Genomic DNA, 16890 nt, shown 5'->3' with positions numbered 1-16890 from the left:
ATGTATGAAGCGTATTTTGGATTTACAGATAAACCTTTCAGGCTAAGTCCTGATCCCCGTTTTTTCTTTGCCAGCCCGCATCATGAGAAAGCGGCCTCTTACTTGCAATATGGTTTGTCATCGGGAGAAGGCTTTATTGTGGTGACTGGCCCGATTGGCTCAGGAAAGACCATGATTGCACGGCATTTACTAGCCAATCTGGACGATTCCGTTGTAGCAGTACAAATCGCAACGACCTGTTTAAGCCCGGATGAGTTAGTGCGTCTGGTGGCGGCAAAATTTGATATTCCGGTAGAGGGCTTGAGTAAAGCGGATATTTTGAAGCGGTTGGAGCAATGTTTCTTGTCGTTGCATGCCAAAGGGCTGCAAGTGTTGCTGTTGGTGGATGAAGCGCAAAATCTGCCGCCGGAAACCGTTGAAGAGCTCCGAATGCTGTCAAACTTTCAGCAAGATGATAAACCGTTATTACAAAGCTTTTTATTGGGGCAGGAAGAGCTGAAAGCCATTATTGCTCGTCCTGATATGGAGCAGTTTCGACAGCGGGTGATCGCCTCTTGTCACTTGCAGTCTTTTGATTGTGAGCAGACACAGGAATACATCGAACATCGTTTGCAGCAAGTCGGTTGGGAAGGGAAGCCGGTGCTGAATGAGGCGATCTTTTCGATGATTTGTGAACAGACTGCGGGGATCCCACGAAAGATAAATATCCTCATGGATCGGGTCTTGCTCTTTGCGTTTCTGGAAGAGATGGAAGAGGTGGATGAAGACGCCATTTCGCAGGTGCTGGCTGAAATGGGCGAAGAGTTTTCCGGTGCCTTATCCTCATCATCTATGGGGGCGGTGAACCGGGAGAATGCGATAGGCAGTGATGAAGGCGCGGCGCGTTTCCTGCCTCAGCGAACATGGTCCGATCAAGAGGCTGAGAAGCTTTTGAATACGTTAGACAATGTGACAGAGGTGCTGGATAAAGTGATTGAGCGAAAAATCGCGACCATTCGCTATTTGGATACCCAGATCATTAAGAAACGTCGTTTATATCAGGCGACGGTGCAGTCTGAATCGATGTCCACGCACCATCACCATGACATGGAGAACAGCGGGGCATTGGCGGAAGATGAATCTATTTTGGGGGATGATAATGAAGCCCTGTGCACCGACAATGACAGCTCGCTGAAGGACAAGCATTGGTTTAAACAGCTGATGAAAGACAGCAGCTAACCCGACGATTTGAGCGCGAGTCAATTTGATGAGGCCGATGAGGTAAAAAGGAGAAAGCAGCCATTTATAGGCTGCTTTCATTTTGTGCTTTGTGCTCATCCATCATGGCATATTTCTCCATGAGTGAATACAACGTGGGGCGGGTGATCCCAAGCAGATTGGCAGCTTGGGAGATGGTGTGATTGCTTAATGCTAATGCCTGTTTGATCGCCTGTTTTTCTGCCGCTTCACGTACCTGACGCAGATTCAAAGCGAGTTTCTCGGTGTTTTGTGGATCAACCGGCATCAATGCCAAATCCAGCTCAGAAATCATTTTGCCATCTGCCATGATCGCGGCAGATTTAATTTTATTTTGCAGCTCACGAATATTACCGGGCCAATGATGATGACATAAAGCATGCAGCGCATCGTCAGTGAACCCGTTGATCTTACGATGAGTTTGTTGATTGGCGAGATGTAAAAAATATTTGGCTAACAAGATGATATCACTGCCCCGTTCGCGCAGAGGAGGATTTTCAATGGTGATTTCACTGATGCGGAAAAACAAATCTTCCCGGAACGTTTTCTCAGCCATCATTTGTTGCAGGTTTTGGTGTGTGGCACAAACAATTTTGACGTCCACCGGAATTTCGGTGCGTCCTCCGACCCGTTCAATGACCTTCTCTTGCAAGAAACGCAGAATTTTAGCTTGCAGGGTATAGGGCATATCCCCGATTTCATCCAGAAACAGCGTCCCGCCATTGGCGATTTCAATTTTACCGACGGTGGTTTTATGGGCGCCAGTAAACGCCCCTTTTTCAAAGCCAAATAATTCACTTTCTAGCAGGTGCTCCGGAATAGAGGCGCAGTTAATCGCAATAAAGGGTTCATGGCAGCGTGGGCTTTGATTGTGAATGGCCCGAGCCAATACTTCTTTACCGGTGCCGCTTTCCCCAAGGATTAGCGTGGAGATTTCGGTGGCAGCGATGCGCTCGACCATGCGGCAAACATGCTGGATTTTTGGGCAGTTACCAATAAAGCCGTGGTTATCCATTGACGACTGGCGCAGTTGGATATTTTCTTGTTCTAGCTTGGTGACAATAAAGGCGCGTTCAATGATCACCTTTAAAATGTCGCTATCAATAGGCTTTTGGTAAAAATCATGGGCGCCTAGCGCGATGGAGGTGAGGGCGTTGTCTTTGTCATCATTGCCCGTGATTACGATGACTTTGGTGCTGGGCGCTAATGCCATAATGTCTTGCAGTGTTTGTAATCCTTCAGAGGCATTGGTGGGATCGGGCGGCAGGCCTAAATCCAACGTGACGACCTGAGGCTCATGGCGACGAAGCGCATTGATGGCATCTTGTCGGTTGTCCGCAAAAATGACGTGATAATCTGCAAGGCTCCATTTTAGCTGTTTTTGAATACCCAGATCGTCTTCAATAACGAGAAGTGTGTCCATGCATTGTCTCTTTTTTGTGGTGTTTATTTGAGTATAGTGGCTGCTTTTTTGCTTAGTGGGATTTCCAGGTGAAATTGCGTCCCTTGCCCGGGAACCGATTGCACCTCTATTTGGCCGCCTAATTGCTCAATCATGGTTTTTGCGTCGTACGCACCTATGCCCATACCTGCATTGCCTTTGGTGGTATCAAACGGTTTAAACAGGCGCTCTCGAATAAAAGCATCACTCATGCCGTGGCCACTGTCGCTAATGGTGATCATGGCCTGCTCGTCAGTGACAGCCAGTTGCAGGGTCACTCGACCATCTGCAGGGGTGGCATCCTGAGCATTTTGCACCAGATGGCAAAGGATATTTTTGAATCGCTCTTTGCTGGCGTACAAGGTGAACGACGTGAAGGATTCTGGGAGCAGCAGTTGTGGCATCGGTTGCTGGACACTGCGGGTTTGGCAGACAGCGTTTAGCACCTCAACCAGTTCAAAGGCCTGACTGGGCTCTACATCAATTTGCTTTTTCCGTAGTTGGGCACTCATTTTATTCAACCGCTCAATGGCGTGATCAATGGTTTCAAACGCATCGTCAATGAAAGCTGGGTTGTGCTTGTGTTGTTCAGCGTTGCGGCTGAGTAATTGTAACTGGGCGGTCACGTTTTTAAGGTCGTGCACCAGAAAGGAAGACATGCGGTTGAAGGTGTCAAACTGCTGGCTTTCGGAGAGCTGCTGATGGGCTTCGTACATCGCCAGATAGACGCCTAGTTGTTGGCTGATGGCACGCATTAAATCGCGATCTTCCCAATTGATGCTGTCGCTGGTGGTCGGTTGTGACAGCAACAGTAATCCTTGGTACTGACTGGACGAGTCAAAGGGGATTAGCAGCGAAAAGTGATTGGGAAATATCAGATCTGCATGGGGGATGGCAAATGGCGGCGCATCTAATCCTCGGCTAAGGTGATTCAGTTCGGTTATCCATTGATACTCAATGACGGGGTCGCCTATTGCTTGCAAGGTGGGCATGATGTCCGGGTGTTTGAGTGAGCAATTGAGGCTGGCAATGGGGCGTAAGTGCCCTTGTTTTTTCACGACTAATACGCCGTACTCGCACCCAAAGGGGCGCATTGCTGCGGCCAGTGCTTTGTCATACGGTGAGCGGTCGGGTTGTTCTAAGGCCGCACAAAACTGCATCCATTCCTGACGGTATTCGTATTTATTCGCAAAGAAGTGTTTGGTAATAAAAACTTTGAGTTGCTGACGCAGCGACTCAGATAAAAACAAGCTCGCGAGTACCACGCTCCCTAAGGCAAAAAACAGGGTTTGCGCGGTGTCTGTCCAGTGAAAGCCGGCCACTTTGATCAGATAACTCACCGATGCCATCGCCATTAAATACGCGCTTGCCGCCATGATGAGGGTGCTGTGATAGACCACGTCACGCGACACATAAATGCGGCTTTCCCACTGATTAAGCCGCTTAATGGCAAGCAGTAAAAAGGGAATGGCCATGGTGATCACCCAGCCGCGTCCTTGCCAAAAGGCGGCGGTCAGGGCGTTGGTCAGTACCGCGTCGGCGTACAGGGCAAAGTTGTAACCGAAGATCAAGCCAAGCCCCAAACTGAGTGGTTTGATGGCGTGACGAGCCGCCTGTTGACTGCTGCGATAAATCTTTTCAATGAACCAGAGGCCAATAATGGCTTGGCCTAAGTGCAAAAAGAAATACACTTTCTGATGCAGCACCGGCACCATCAGCCGGAATATTTCCAGACTGGCTGAGACGGCAATGAAAAGGCAAAACCAACGGTTGCTGCGTTGTTTTAGCGTGTCAGATAGTCGCTTGCTGTCAGTCAGTGAAGACATGATGAGGACAATCAGGCATAAGTTAAACAGACTTTCTGCCAACAACGGCGGCAGACGAGAGAGCGCATAGAGTTGTTGCCAGGCAGCAATGCCACACCACATCATGCCCAGCAAGCACAGCCCCTGCAGCAGGCGTTTTTGTAAGTGCCTTTTGCGTTTGGTGGCGAGGATCAGTAAAAAAATGAGCGCAAAACCAAGAGCGGCCATTGCGTATCCTGCCGGCCCAAGCAGATGCTCCATGCTGCTATCCTTATCGTTACGTCCCTGTCTATAAGCCTAGACGATTTCCTTTATATCTAGATGATTTCCTTTATGTCAGTCGTGCGGGAGTCTGGTAATGGCCGGCTCAGCCACATTGTATTGATAGGGGGAGGTGTGTGATTCAGGCAGACAGGTTGCCCCCCGAGAGCTTGGAGGATGGCTTTGCGGTAGGCTTCAGGTAAGTGAGAGGGTTGAAAACCGGTCGCCAGATAGACACACAAAGGCAGACAGTTTAAAGAGAGGATTAATAACAGTTTTCGCATTATAGCTTCCTCAACGTGTAGTGGGTGAATTCCGTTGAGTGATATTCTTCCTGATGCGTTAACTATAGTTGATGATGAAACAAGGCAATGCCGTATTGATTAGAATACAGTGATGACGGCAGCAGAGAGTGTTGAGATGAAATCATGCCTTTGTTAAACATAACATCCACAGACATGATCACGGCAGCGAGCTATAGGTCTTTATTTAGTTGTTCATCAATGACATTGTGTAAGAAAGACAGGGCGGCGCGATGATCACTTCGGCTCATGAACCATTGTTTTTGATTGGTTTCTAGGGGAAGTAATTCCAGCCAGCGCTGACAGACCCATGTCATGTCGTTGTAATCCGGGATAGGATATTGCGCGGCATGTTCTGGGTACTCCTCAAACAGGGCTTTGAGGCTGTTGGATATATCGCGGTCAACGAATTTGATTTCTGCCGGCGTCCAGTTTGACATGGGCGTGACATCGCCAAACCGCAGTCCATCTTCTTCTTTCCAGTGTTTGTTGATCAGGAATTTTTCTACCCCTTTGACGGTGATCCCCAGTAAGCCATCAGGGAGCTGTTCAAAGTCGGTAATGATAACGCGCGTACCAAAGTGGCACAGGGTGTCGCCATCTTTCATGCACACGCCAAACCCTTCGCTGGCAGCCATGGCCAGTTTGACCAACCGGGTGTAACGCGGTTCAAAGATCCTCAGCTTGCTGATCCCGCCGGGTAATACATAGATCTCGAGTGGGAATAATGGTAATTGCATAGTTCTAGCCTTACTGACGTTATTGATTATGAGTGAGTGACACATCTCTTAGGTTGATACGCAGATTCATACGTATTTTGTACGTAGATTTGTACGTAGTTATACGTTGCGTCGAAAAGAGAAGTGCCTATAACGTTCAGAAAAAGTATAAGCAGACAACATAAGGATGTTGTCTGCTTTTCGATACTAACGCAATGCAATGTGGATGGCAGAAGTGAGTTGGCTAAGTTCTTGTTGATTAATGATAAAAGGCGGCATTATGTATACAAGTGTGCCAAAAGGGCGAATCCAGACACCGTTGTCGACAAATGTCTGCTGAATACTTTCCATCTGAACCGGCTCATGCAGCTCTACAACACCGATCGCGCCCAGCCAACGTACCGCTTTCACTTTGTCGAGTTTCTCCAGCGCGGGTAAGCTGTCAGCCAGTTGATTTTCAATGCGTTTCACCTGCTCTTGCCATTGGTTTTGCAGCAATATGTCTAGGCTGGCATTGGCGACTGCACAGGCCAGAGGATTGCCCATAAACGTTGGGCCATGCATGAAGCATCCTGCATCACCGCCACATACCGTATTTGCGACATGACGCGTCGCTAATGTGGCAGAGAGTGTCATATATCCACCAGTCAGTGCTTTTCCGAGACACATAATATCAGGGCTGATATTGGCGTGTTCACAGGCAAATAATTTGCCCGTCCGTCCAAAGCCGGTCGCAATTTCATCGGCAATCAGCAAAATACCGTGGTGATCACACAGCTCACGCACGCGTTTGAGGAACTGTGGATGGTAAATACGCATGCCACCGGCCCCTTGCACAATCGGCTCAATGATCACCGCTGCAATGTCTTGGCTGTGCGCCTTCAATTTCTGCTCAAAGTCGGTGGTATCGGCATCATCCCATTCATCAAAGAAACCACAACGTGGTGACTCGGCAAAAATGTGCTCTGGTAAAAAGCCCTTATACAGACTGTGCATGGAGTTGTTCGGATCGGTCACCGACATCGCGGCAAACGTATCGCCGTGATAACCATGCTTGACGGTCAAAAACTTCGGGCGCTTTTCCCCTTTGGCGTGCCAATACTGCAGCGCCATTTTCAATGCTACTTCCACTGCCACAGAGCCGGAATCCGCCAGAAACACATGCTGTAGCGGGTCGGGGGTCATATTGACCAATTTGCGACACAGCTCCACTGCAGGCTGGTGAGTGATGCCACCAAACATCACGTGCGACATTTTATCGATTTGTGCTTTGGCCGCTTCATTCAAGGTGGGGTGGTTATAACCGTGAATCGCAGACCACCACGATGACATGCCATCAACCAGTTGTCGGCCGTCTTCCAGTTGTAAATGTACGCCAGAGGCCTGTGTCACGGGATAGCAACGCAATGGGTGCAAGGTGGATGTGTAGGGATGCCAGACATGCTGCTGGTCAAATTCAAGATCGATAGTGGTTTTATTATGACTGAGTGGTTCGGTTAAATTTTGCACAAGTGTAAACCTCGCTCCTTGTTGGTGGTTGACAGTTTACTCACTCAAAGTAGACTAGCCAAGTCACTGAAATCAGATATTACGCTTTTGGCTTGTTTGGGATGGCGAGAAGAACGCCTCCCCATCCTGACCGGTGAGCGAGGACAACAAAAAATATAAAGAGGATATTACACGTGGAAGTTCGTCACGACTGGACCGTCAAGGAAGTACAAGCCCTATTTGAAAAACCGTTCATGGATTTGGTGTTTCAGGCGCAGCAAGTGCATCGCCAGTACCACCAGCCGAACCATGTGCAAGTGAGCACCTTACTGTCGATTAAAACCGGTGCCTGTCCGGAAGATTGCAAATATTGCCCGCAAAGTGCCCATTACCGTACTGATGTAGAGCGTGAGCGTTTACTGGAAGTCGAGCGTGTATTGGATGCCGCTGAAAAAGCTAAGACGTCTGGTGCGACCCGTTTTTGTATGGGCGCTGCATGGAAAAACCCGAAGGAACGTGACATGCCTTATTTGCTTGAAATGGTCAAAGGCGTGAAATCAATGGGGCTGGAAACGTGCATGACGCTGGGCATGATCACCGGCGAGCAAGCCAACGAGCTGGCCGCCGCCGGCCTTGATTACTACAACCACAACCTCGATACCTCGCCGGAGTTCTACGGCAATATCATCACGACCCGTACCTACCAAGATCGATTAGACACACTGAGTCATGTGCGTGATGCCGGCATGAAGATTTGTTCAGGTGGCATTATCGGCATGGGCGAAAGTGCCCGTGACCGCGCTGGCCTGCTGGTGGAGCTGGCGAACCTGCCGACCCATCCGGAAAGTGTGCCGATTAATATGCTGGTGAAAGTGAAGGGCACGCCATTGGAAGCGGTGGATGATGTCGACCCGTTTGATTTTATTCGCATCATTGCAGTGGCCCGTATCATCATGCCGCAATCGGCAGTGCGCTTGTCGGCGGGTCGTGAAGACATGAATGAGCAGATGCAGGCCTTGTGCTTCATGGCAGGGGCGAACTCGGTGTTTTACGGCTGTAAACTGCTGACCACACCCAACCCGGGTGAAGACAAAGACATGCAGTTGTTTGCCAAATTAGGGATTAACCGCGAAGAGCAAGCGGCGAAGCCGGATGAAGTGCAAGCGCAGGAATTGTTGGGGCAGGTGGCACAACGTGTTGCGGCGCGTCCGACCAAAGACGATCTGTTCTATGATGCGTCCCTTTAACACCCGTATTCACCATGCGTTAGCGGCACGCACCGAGCAAGGTTTGTATCGCCAGCGTTCACCGTTGTCGCGTCTGGATAACGGACGCGTGGCACGCCAGCAGCCTTATGTGAACTTTTCCAGTAATGATTATCTGGGATTGGCGCAATCGCCGGCGTTGATCACGGCCTGGCAGGAAGGCCTCAGCCGCTATGGGGCGGGCAGTGGAGCCTCACCACTGGTGACGGGGTATCATGCCCCGCATTTGGAGTTGGAAGCCCAGTTGGCCGATTGGTTAGGGTTTGATCGGGCTTTATTGTTCAACAGTGGTTTCAGTGCCAATCAGGCTTTGCTGTTTACGTTGCTGGAAAAAGGCGATGTACTGCTGCAAGACAAACTGAATCATGCATCCTTGATGGAAGCGGGTATGCTCAGCGAGGCGACCATGCGTCGTTTCGCACACAATAATCCCACAGCATTAGCCCGTTTACTGGCCCAAGCCTCCCGCCGAATGGACAGTGACTCGGATGCGAAACCCAATACCTTGGTGGTGACAGAGGGGGTGTTCAGTATGGATGGGGATGTTGCCCCGTTAGCGGAATTACACCGTGTTGCCATGCCGCAAGCCCTGTTGGCCGTCGATGATGCCCATGGCTGTGGTGTACTGGGTGAACAAGGACGGGGCAGTTGTGCGGCGGCAGGCATCAAGCCGGATATTCTGATCGTGACCTTTGGTAAAGCCTTTGGGTTGCAAGGTGCGGCGATACTGTGTGATCACGCCATTGCGGAATACTTAATCCAATTTGCCCGTCATTATATTTATTCCACAGCCATGCCCCCGGCGCAGGCGTATGCGTTGTCCCGTGCTTGTCGACTCATTCAGCAAGAGGAGTGGCGCCGCGAAGTTTTGCGTGATCTGGGAGGATTGTTAAAGGACACCTTGGATCCCGCCATTCCACTGGTCGACACCACCACGCCAATTAAACCGTTAGTGTTGGGAGAGAGCCAGCGCGCCCTGTCTTATGCCGATGCGCTCCGTGAGCAGGGCTTTTGGGTCAGTGCCATTCGGCCACCGACAGTGCCCCAACATACCGCACGTTTGCGGATCACCCTGACGGCCGCGCATCAACCTGACGATGTGAAGCAGTTAGCCGTCGCGATCAATGAGGTATTTTATCGTGAATGACAACAGGATGATGGCACCGCACGCGACTGCGTTACCGAATGCCAGTATAGCGGTATTGGATGTTGCAGAAAGCGCGGCAAACAGAGCAGGGGCAGACAAACAAGCCATTGCGGACGCTTTCGGTAAAGCGGCCAAAAAATACGATCAAGCGGCTGCGTTTCAGCGTCAGGTCGGCCATCACTTACTCAGTTACTTGCCACCGTTACACGCGGCAGGGAGTAAGGTGCTCGATGTAGGTTGCGGGACGGGGTATTTCAGTGCACAACTGGCTGAGCGCGGATTTGAGGTGTGTGCGGCGGATTTATCTGCCCCGATGCTTGAACAGGCTGCGCAGCGGTGTGGTGATCGCGTGTCGTACCTTTTAGCGGATGTGGAGCACTTGCCGTTGGCTGATGATCAGTTTGATGTGGCATTTAGCAGCTTGGCTTTACAGTGGTGTGATGACTTATCGGTACCCTTGCGTGAACTGCGTCGAGTGGTGAAACCTGGGGGGCGTATTGTGTTCAGTACGCTGGCAGAAGGATCTCTGCAGGAATTGGTACAGGCCTGGCAGCAGGTTGATCAATATCAACATGTGAACGATTTTCTTTCGCAAAAGACCATAAAACTTGCGCTGGCGCAAGCGGGGTGCCAAACCAGTCACCTAGAATTTCTGCCGATCACCATGTATTACAACGCGGCAGTTGAACTCATGAAAGATCTGAAAGGCATAGGAGCGACACATCTGCACCAGGGGCGTAAAGCAGGCTTGGCCGGTAGAAAAACACTATTGGCTTTGGAAAACGCTTATGAGGCGTATCGTAACGAGAACCATCAACTGCCAGCCACTTACCAAGTCTGTTTTGGAGTAATTATTAATGACTAACGCTTTCTTTGTCACAGGGACCGATACCGAAGTGGGTAAAACGGTTGCCTCTCGCGCCATTCTTCATGCAGCGGCCAGCGCGAATATCAAGATGGCGGGTTATAAGCCAGTTGCTTCTGGCAGCGCCATGACAGCAGAAGGGATGCGCAATTCGGATGCTCTGTACATTCAGGATGCCGCACCGGTGGATCTGACGTACGACGAAGTGAACCCTTACGCGTTTGAAGCGCCTGTTTCGCCACATTTGGCGGCGGAGCAAGAAAACCGTGTTATCGACTTTGATGTGTTGTCACAAGGGTTGGCGCACTTGAAAGCCAAATCGGAAGCAGTATTGGTGGAAGGTGCTGGCGGTTGGCGTGTACCTGTGACCCGTAACGATTTTCTGTCCACGTGGGTGAAGCGCGAAAAACTGCCGGTGATTTTGGTGGTGGGCGTGAAGCTGGGTTGTTTGAGCCATGCGATTTTGACTGCTGAAGCCATTGGTCATGATGGGCTGGAAGTGGTGGGTTGGGTCGCAAACCGTGTCAATCCAGGTACCGAAAACTATGCGGAAATTATCCGTATGTTGGAAGATAACCTGCCGGGCCAAAAACTGGGCGAAATTCCTTACATGCCGGGGATCAAAAAGCGCGATCTTGGCCAGTTTATTGATTTGTCCCCGCTGGGTTTGTTGTAACGGGCCGACAGAGCAAGAGCCTTACCTGAACGTTTACAAATTCTTGGATAAGTTCTGGTAAAAGCGCTTGAATAAGAACATCAAAAAGGGGCGAATCATTCGCCCCTTTTGTTTTTGTGATAGCCAAAAAGGGGGATTCCCTTACTTGGTCATGATCACTTCGGCTTGACGTTCTTCTGGCTTGTCCATGCCTGATTCCCAGAACCAGTACGTGATGTTACCCGGACAGTTGAGGCTCACGACTTTGTGATTGCCCTTGTTGTCAATCGCGTGAATGGTCACCCCTTCGGTGTAGCCGTCTTTCAGGTATTGCAGATCGTTGATTGCTTCATATACCGCCTCATCCAGCGACATCCCCATCTTCATGTACAGCACCACAGCGTGTGCTGTTGAACAGCGAATGCTCATCTCGCCAGTATGCGTACACGCACACGCACCGTAACGGCTGTCAGCGTAAGAGCCCGCGCCGATGATTGGGCTGTCACCTAAACGGCCTGGGTATTTCCATGCCCAACCTGACGTGGAGGTTGCAGCACTGATGCTCTCTTGGCTGTCAGAAGACAAGAAAACCGTTGTATCACGCACGCGCTCAGGATCGGTGGCGTTGTTAGACAGTGGTGCCAGCGGCACGTTCGGGAAAGCCGCTTGTTGCTCCGGCGTCATGGCCTCAGCCAGTTTGTCCCACCACACGGTTTTGGAGTCTTCAATCAGGTTATCACCCGCCACGGCGCCCATTTCATTGGCGAAAATTGCCGCGCCTTCACCCACTAAGATTTCATGGTTCAGTTTCTTCATGACGTCATACGCCACTTCAACCGGGTGCATGTAGCCTTTCAGTGCACCGACGGCACCGGTACGCAGGGTATCGCCGTCCATCACAGAGGCATCCAGTTCCATTTCACCCAGTACATTTGGCCAACCGCCGTAACCCACTGTGCGGACACGCGGATCAAGCTCTACCAATTTAATGCCTTCAATCAGGGCGCGCAGGCCGTTTTCACCCGCCTGTAGGCGACGTGCTGATTCTTCAATACCCGGGTAAGCTTCAGAGTTAGCAAGCAGGATCATCGTATTTACCTTGTTATTCATGTTTTATTGCAAAACGTTTTGTAAAAATCTCATAAGTGCTTGGCTCTCCAAGCACTTACATTGTTTGTGATTACGGTTTGTGTTTACTGTCAGTCATTACTCGCCGCGCTGTGCTAACTGCTGACAGATGTGCGTCAGTAGCAGGGCACCAAATCCACTGGCCGCTTGTGGGTGAATATGACGGTGCGTCATGCCCAACGACATCGACGCAGAATCAATGTGGATCCACTTTTGTTCAGGGGCGACAAAGTGCTGCAAGAAGGTTGCCGCCACGCATGGGCTGCCATCAGGCTCTTCGCTGCCGTGGCGTAAATCGGCAAAATCACTCTTTAGTGCCGATTGGAACAGGGCATGGTTAGATGGCATCGGCCATAAGGCTTCTGCGCACTGATTACCTGCCTGTTGTGCCAGTTGCATGAAGGCATCGTTGTTACCCATCAATGACGCATAGGCCTTACCCAGCGCAATGCCAGTACTGCCCGTCAGGGTGGCGATATCAATCAGGTAATCCGGCTGGTAAGTTTGTTGGGCGTAGTGCAGGACGTCAGCCAAAACCATGCGGCCTTCTGCATCCGTGGTGATGATTTCCACGTTGGTTTTTGACAACATGGTGACCACGTCACCCGGTTTCACCGCCTTGCCGGAAGGCATGTTTTCCACCAAGCCACACAGGCCAATAACACGGACAGGTAATTTCAGGTTGGCAACGGCATGCAGGGCGCCGACGACCGCTGCTGCACCACCCATGTCCACCTTCATGGTGCTCATGTAACGTGGTTGCTTAATGCTGATACCGCCGGAGTCAAAGGTCACCCCTTTACCCACTAATGCGATGGTGGTGGTGGCGTTTGCTGGGTGGTAATCCAAGCACAGTAAGCGGGCTTCACGGTCACTGCCTTGGGCAATGCCCATCAGGCCGCCAAAACCTTGTGCCAGCATTTCATCATCGCCTAAGTAGGAGAGGGCAACGTCGTGCATTGCCAAGCCTTCTACGGCGTCTACAAATGAGGCGGGATACAACACATTGCCCGGCTTGTTCATCAGCTCGCGAGAAATCAATTGGCTATAGGCCAGCGTTTGTCCTGCATCAAATGCGGTGATTAGCGTTTTGCAGGCTGTCGCTAAACGGAAAGGCGCAATTTCTGGCAGTAGCTGCGCGCTGGTGGTGTGCTGATAGCGGTAAGTCGACAGTGCCAAACCAAAGGCGAGCCACTTCACCCAAACATCACGTTCAAACAGGGCAGCGGTGTGTTCGTCGATCATTACGCTCAGCGTCGAGGCGGTTTTGAAGGTCTTGGCGATCAAAAAGCCGATGTCTTGAATATCTGCCACGGTGTAGGTGCGTGGGCTGATCTCGCCATCAAAATCCAGACTGTCACGATCAATATCGATCTTGTCGTTTGTGCCTTGGGTCAGAAAAATCGTTTTTGTGGCGGTGTAAATGGTGTCATCGCCACGGACAAAATCGAACTGTTGCATGGAGTGCATGAGCGTTCCTTTTCTCTTATTTCGTATTGCTTACATATTTATTTGTTGCAGCTGCCGTTTTGCAGCCGCTATTACGGATGCCGTGCGTGTGCGGCTGAAACGGCACACGTTACTGCTCGTACAAATAACAACGGACAAAATGGTTCTCAGATAACTGGGTCACATTCGGTAACTGCTGACGGCAACGATCCGTGGTGTGTTTACAACGTCCCGCAAACGGACAACCCAGACTCTCTGGCGTCCACAGTGGGATTTCCCCTTTGTGGCCTTCCAATTGGGTGTGAATGGACTTGGCCGGATCCGGTACCGCTGAAATCAACAGCTGGGTATACGGGTGCTGTGGATCATGAATGATGGCTTCGGTATCGCCCCATTCCACCATGTGACCGACGTACATCACGGCCAGATCTTCAGCGATGTAACGGGCAGTGGCGATGTCGTGGGTGATGTAAAGCAGCGCCATTTCGCGCTCGAATTTCATCTCTTCCATCAGGTTCAGTACACCGGCACGAATGGACACATCCAGCATAGAGGTCGGCTCATCTGCCAGGACCACTTCCGCCCCGACGGCGATATTGCGGGCAAGGTTAACGCGCTGACGTTGACCACCGGACAGTTGGTGCGGGTATTTCTCCGCTGTCGCTTTCGGTGGGATCAATCCCACTTGTTCCAACAGGCTGTAGACCGTCTCTTCCAGCTCTTTTTGGTTGCCTTTGCTGACCTTGTTGTGGATCAGCAGAGGGCGCGCAATGTGGTGGAAGATCGTGTGGGTCGGGTTTAACGATCCAAACGGATCCTGCCATACCATTTGTACACCACGACGGTACTGCATCAGATCCTCACCTTTGGTGATGGTCTGAATATCACGCCCGTAGTACTCAATGGTCCCTGCGGTTTGCGGGTACATTTTGGCGATCATCTTAGCAGTGGTGGATTTGCCGGATCCGGATTCACCCACGACCGCTAAGCCACGGCTTTTATACATTTTGAAGGAGACATCGTTGATGGCGCGCATCTTCGATTTCTTCAGGGAATTGCTGTTGACGGCAAAATCTTTGATCAGGTTTTTGCCTTCAATGATTGGTTGACCGACAGGTTTGCTCATCGTGACCCCGCTCGCTGTGTTTGGGTGAAGAGGTGACAGTTACTGAAACGGCCCGTTTCGATTTCGCACAACTGTGTCGCTTGTTTGAAGCAGGCATCATGCGTCTTGGTACAACGGGCCTGAAAGCGGCATCCTTGTGGGATTTCCAGCAGGTTCAGCGGGTTGCCAGGGATCCCTGCTAAGCGGGTTTTCGGTCCGGTCAGCGGTGGGAATGAGCGGCCTAACCCTTCGGTATACGGGTGGTAAGGCGTGGTCAGGATTTCACGGGATGGCGCGACTTCAACCAGTTCACCGGAGTACATGATGCCGATGCGATCAGAGAACTCGACCATCAACGACAAGTCATGGGTGATGAACAGGATCGAGAAGCCGAACTCTTGCTTCAGTGCGTAGATCTTTTGCAGGATCTCGCGCTGTACCACTACATCCAGTGCGGTGGTCGGCTCATCCATGATGATCATTTTCGGATTCAGTGCTAGTGCAATGGCGATCACCAGACGCTGACGCATACCGCCAGAGAACTGGTGCGGATAATCACGTAAGCGGCTTGGGTGGATATCGACGATCTCCAATAACCCTTGGGCACGGGAAATAGCCTGTTGGCGCGTGAAGCCTGTATGGCGCATGATCACATCGCAGAACTGCTCTTCCAGTGTCAGAACAGGGTTCAAGGCGTTCATGGCACTTTGGAACACCATGGACATTTCGCTCCAACGGAATGCCGACATTTCAGCATCGGTTTTTTTCAGCAAATCACCGTGACCATCGAAGAGTACCTCACCACCTGTAATAAATGCAGGCGGCTTATGCAGACGCATCAGAGAAAAGGCAACGGTGGATTTACCACAGCCGGACTCACCGGCCAGACCAAAGATCTCACCTTTGCCAATATCAAAGCTGACCTTGTTGACCGCGCGGACATCGCCCGCGTCGGTAATGTAATCCACGCACAGTTCGCGGATAGAGACTTGTGGTGTCGTCATTATTTCACCTCTCCCGGCGTCTGAGTGATAGGCGTAGTGGCTGGCGCTGCCGCGTTTTGTTTCGCGGCGTTTTGCCAGCGACGCATGCCTTTGTGTGAACGCAATTGTGGGTTAGCAATTTCATCGACCGCAAAGTTCAGCAGTGACAGGCCAATGGCAATGAATGTCAGCGCCAGACATGGCGTCAGGATTTCCCACCATGCGCCAACCAACATGGATGACGAGGTTTGTACGTTGTACAGCATCACACCCCAACTGATAGCGTTAGGATCGCCCAAGCCAAGGAAGGACAAACTGGCTTCGGTCATGATGGCCAGCAATACACAGCCAATGAAGCTCGCGCCCACAATGGAGATCAGGTTAGGCAGAATTTCTGTAGAGATAATGCGCCAAGGTGACTCACCCAGCAGTTCAGCGGCTTTGATGAACTCTTTTTCCCGCAGCGACAGGGTTTGCGCCCGCACCACGCGTGCCCCCCATGCCCAGGAGGTGATGGCTATCACTATCGCGATAGTGGCAGGGCCGGCCTGACCGATGAAGGCGGCAATAATGAACAGTAGCGGCAACTGGGGAACCACCAGCATGATGTTCATGGCCGCTGTTAGCACTTCATCCACGCGGCCACCGAAGTAACCGGCAGAAACACCAATAAAGGTTGCCAGGAAACACACCATGATCCCGGCGCCAAGACCTACCGACAGCGAGGTGCGGGTGCCGTAGACAAACTGTGACCAGATATCACGTCCCATGCGCGAAGTGCCCAGTACGTGATCGGCTTTTTCAGACATGTACAAGGTACGTTTGTTGGTCGCCAGATTCTGTGCCACCCAACCGTCCGGGTTGTTTTGCGCCGCTTTTACCACAAAGGCAGGGTATTCATGCGGGTTACCTGTGCCGACATCCGGTGCGTGCTTGGTCAGCAGCGGGGCAAAGATTGCGATGAATACAAAGACAAGCAGAATACATAAACCAGCAAGGGATTTATGGTTACGGGTTAATAAGAGGAATAAGCCTTTCATC

General features: G+C 51.1%; 14 protein-coding genes. 5 read left to right on the top strand and 9 right to left on the bottom strand.

Annotated elements, in window-relative coordinates; translation table 11 throughout:
- Nucleotides 1–1218 carry an XrtA/PEP-CTERM system-associated ATPase gene (locus ABT58_RS09245; protein ID WP_082211045.1) on the top strand — a complete coding sequence of 406 codons (1218 nt, stop codon included), beginning with the start codon at nt 1–3 and terminating at the stop codon, nt 1216–1218.
- Between the two features lie 64 nt (nt 1219–1282).
- Here the strand turns inward: ABT58_RS09245 and prsR are convergent, their stop codons facing one another.
- The 4 genes from prsR to bioA all read right to left on the bottom strand — a co-directional run bounded on the left by prsR (nt 1283) and on the right by bioA (nt 7231).
- Nucleotides 1283–2659 carry a PEP-CTERM-box response regulator transcription factor gene (gene prsR / locus ABT58_RS09240; RefSeq protein WP_047874112.1) on the bottom strand — a complete coding sequence of 459 codons (1377 nt, stop codon included), beginning with the start codon at nt 2657–2659 and terminating at the stop codon, nt 1283–1285.
- A gap of 23 nt (nt 2660–2682) precedes the next feature.
- Complete coding sequence (gene prsK, locus ABT58_RS09235; protein ID WP_053063040.1) at nt 2683–4743, bottom strand: XrtA/PEP-CTERM system histidine kinase PrsK; 2061 nt, start codon at nt 4741–4743, stop codon at nt 2683–2685.
- A 475-nt stretch (nt 4744–5218) separates the two neighbouring features.
- Complete coding sequence (locus tag ABT58_RS09230; protein ID WP_047874111.1) at nt 5219–5785, bottom strand: LON peptidase substrate-binding domain-containing protein; 567 nt, start codon at nt 5783–5785, stop codon at nt 5219–5221.
- 186 nt (nt 5786–5971) lie between these two features.
- A complete protein-coding gene (bioA, locus tag ABT58_RS09225) occupies nt 5972–7231 on the bottom strand; it encodes an adenosylmethionine--8-amino-7-oxononanoate transaminase (RefSeq protein ID WP_047874249.1) in 1260 nt (419 codons plus the stop codon).
- A gap of 215 nt (nt 7232–7446) precedes the next feature.
- Here bioA and bioB point away from each other — a divergent pair, with 215 nt between their 5' ends.
- The 4 genes from bioB to bioD are packed head-to-tail and all read left to right on the top strand — an operon-like array spanning nt 7447 to nt 11205.
- Complete coding sequence (bioB, locus tag ABT58_RS09220) at nt 7447–8499, top strand: biotin synthase BioB (protein ID WP_047874110.1); 1053 nt, start codon at nt 7447–7449, stop codon at nt 8497–8499.
- Nucleotides 8486–9664, top strand: coding sequence for an 8-amino-7-oxononanoate synthase (gene bioF, locus ABT58_RS09215; RefSeq protein ID WP_047874248.1), 1179 nt, complete (start codon nt 8486–8488; stop codon nt 9662–9664). Before bioB ends, bioF begins: the two co-directional genes overlap by 14 nt.
- The gene (gene bioC, locus ABT58_RS09210; protein ID WP_229821592.1) at nt 9657–10529 is read left to right on the top strand and encodes a malonyl-ACP O-methyltransferase BioC; all 873 of its coding nucleotides are present in this window, start codon (nt 9657–9659) and stop codon (nt 10527–10529) included. The genes bioF and bioC overlap by 8 nt, the downstream gene beginning before the upstream one ends.
- Nucleotides 10522–11205, top strand: a complete 684-nt coding sequence (gene bioD / locus ABT58_RS09205) for a dethiobiotin synthase (protein WP_047874109.1) — start codon at nt 10522–10524, stop codon at nt 11203–11205. Before bioC ends, bioD begins: the two co-directional genes overlap by 8 nt.
- Nucleotides 11206–11346: 141 nt before the next feature.
- Here the strand turns inward: bioD and ABT58_RS09200 are convergent, their stop codons facing one another.
- The 5 genes from ABT58_RS09200 to ABT58_RS09180 form a co-directional block, all read right to left on the bottom strand.
- On the bottom strand, nt 11347–12273 hold the full coding sequence (locus tag ABT58_RS09200; RefSeq protein ID WP_047874108.1) for a glycosylasparaginase: 927 nt from the start codon (nt 12271–12273) through the stop codon (nt 11347–11349).
- Nucleotides 12274–12390: 117 nt separating this feature from the next.
- The gene (locus ABT58_RS09195; RefSeq protein ID WP_229821590.1) at nt 12391–13782 is read right to left on the bottom strand and encodes a M17 family metallopeptidase; all 1392 of its coding nucleotides are present in this window, start codon (nt 13780–13782) and stop codon (nt 12391–12393) included.
- 109 nt (nt 13783–13891) lie between these two features.
- Entirely contained in the window at nt 13892–14887 is a 996-nt protein-coding gene (locus ABT58_RS09190; RefSeq protein ID WP_047874107.1) for an ABC transporter ATP-binding protein, read from the bottom strand.
- Nucleotides 14884–15870, bottom strand: coding sequence for an ABC transporter ATP-binding protein (locus tag ABT58_RS09185; RefSeq protein ID WP_047874106.1), 987 nt, complete (start codon nt 15868–15870; stop codon nt 14884–14886). Before ABT58_RS09185 ends, ABT58_RS09190 begins: the two co-directional genes overlap by 4 nt.
- On the bottom strand, nt 15870–16889 hold the full coding sequence (locus tag ABT58_RS09180) for an ABC transporter permease (protein ID WP_047874105.1): 1020 nt from the start codon (nt 16887–16889) through the stop codon (nt 15870–15872). Before ABT58_RS09180 ends, ABT58_RS09185 begins: the two co-directional genes overlap by 1 nt.
- Nucleotide 16890 lies beyond the last annotated feature (1 nt).

Origin of the sequence: Photobacterium aphoticum (assembly GCF_001029435.1) — a bacterium.
GTDB lineage: Bacteria > Pseudomonadota > Gammaproteobacteria > Enterobacterales > Vibrionaceae > Photobacterium > Photobacterium aphoticum.
The sequence above is the reverse complement of the archived record's forward strand: the minus strand, read 5'-3'. Positions and strand labels throughout refer to the sequence as shown.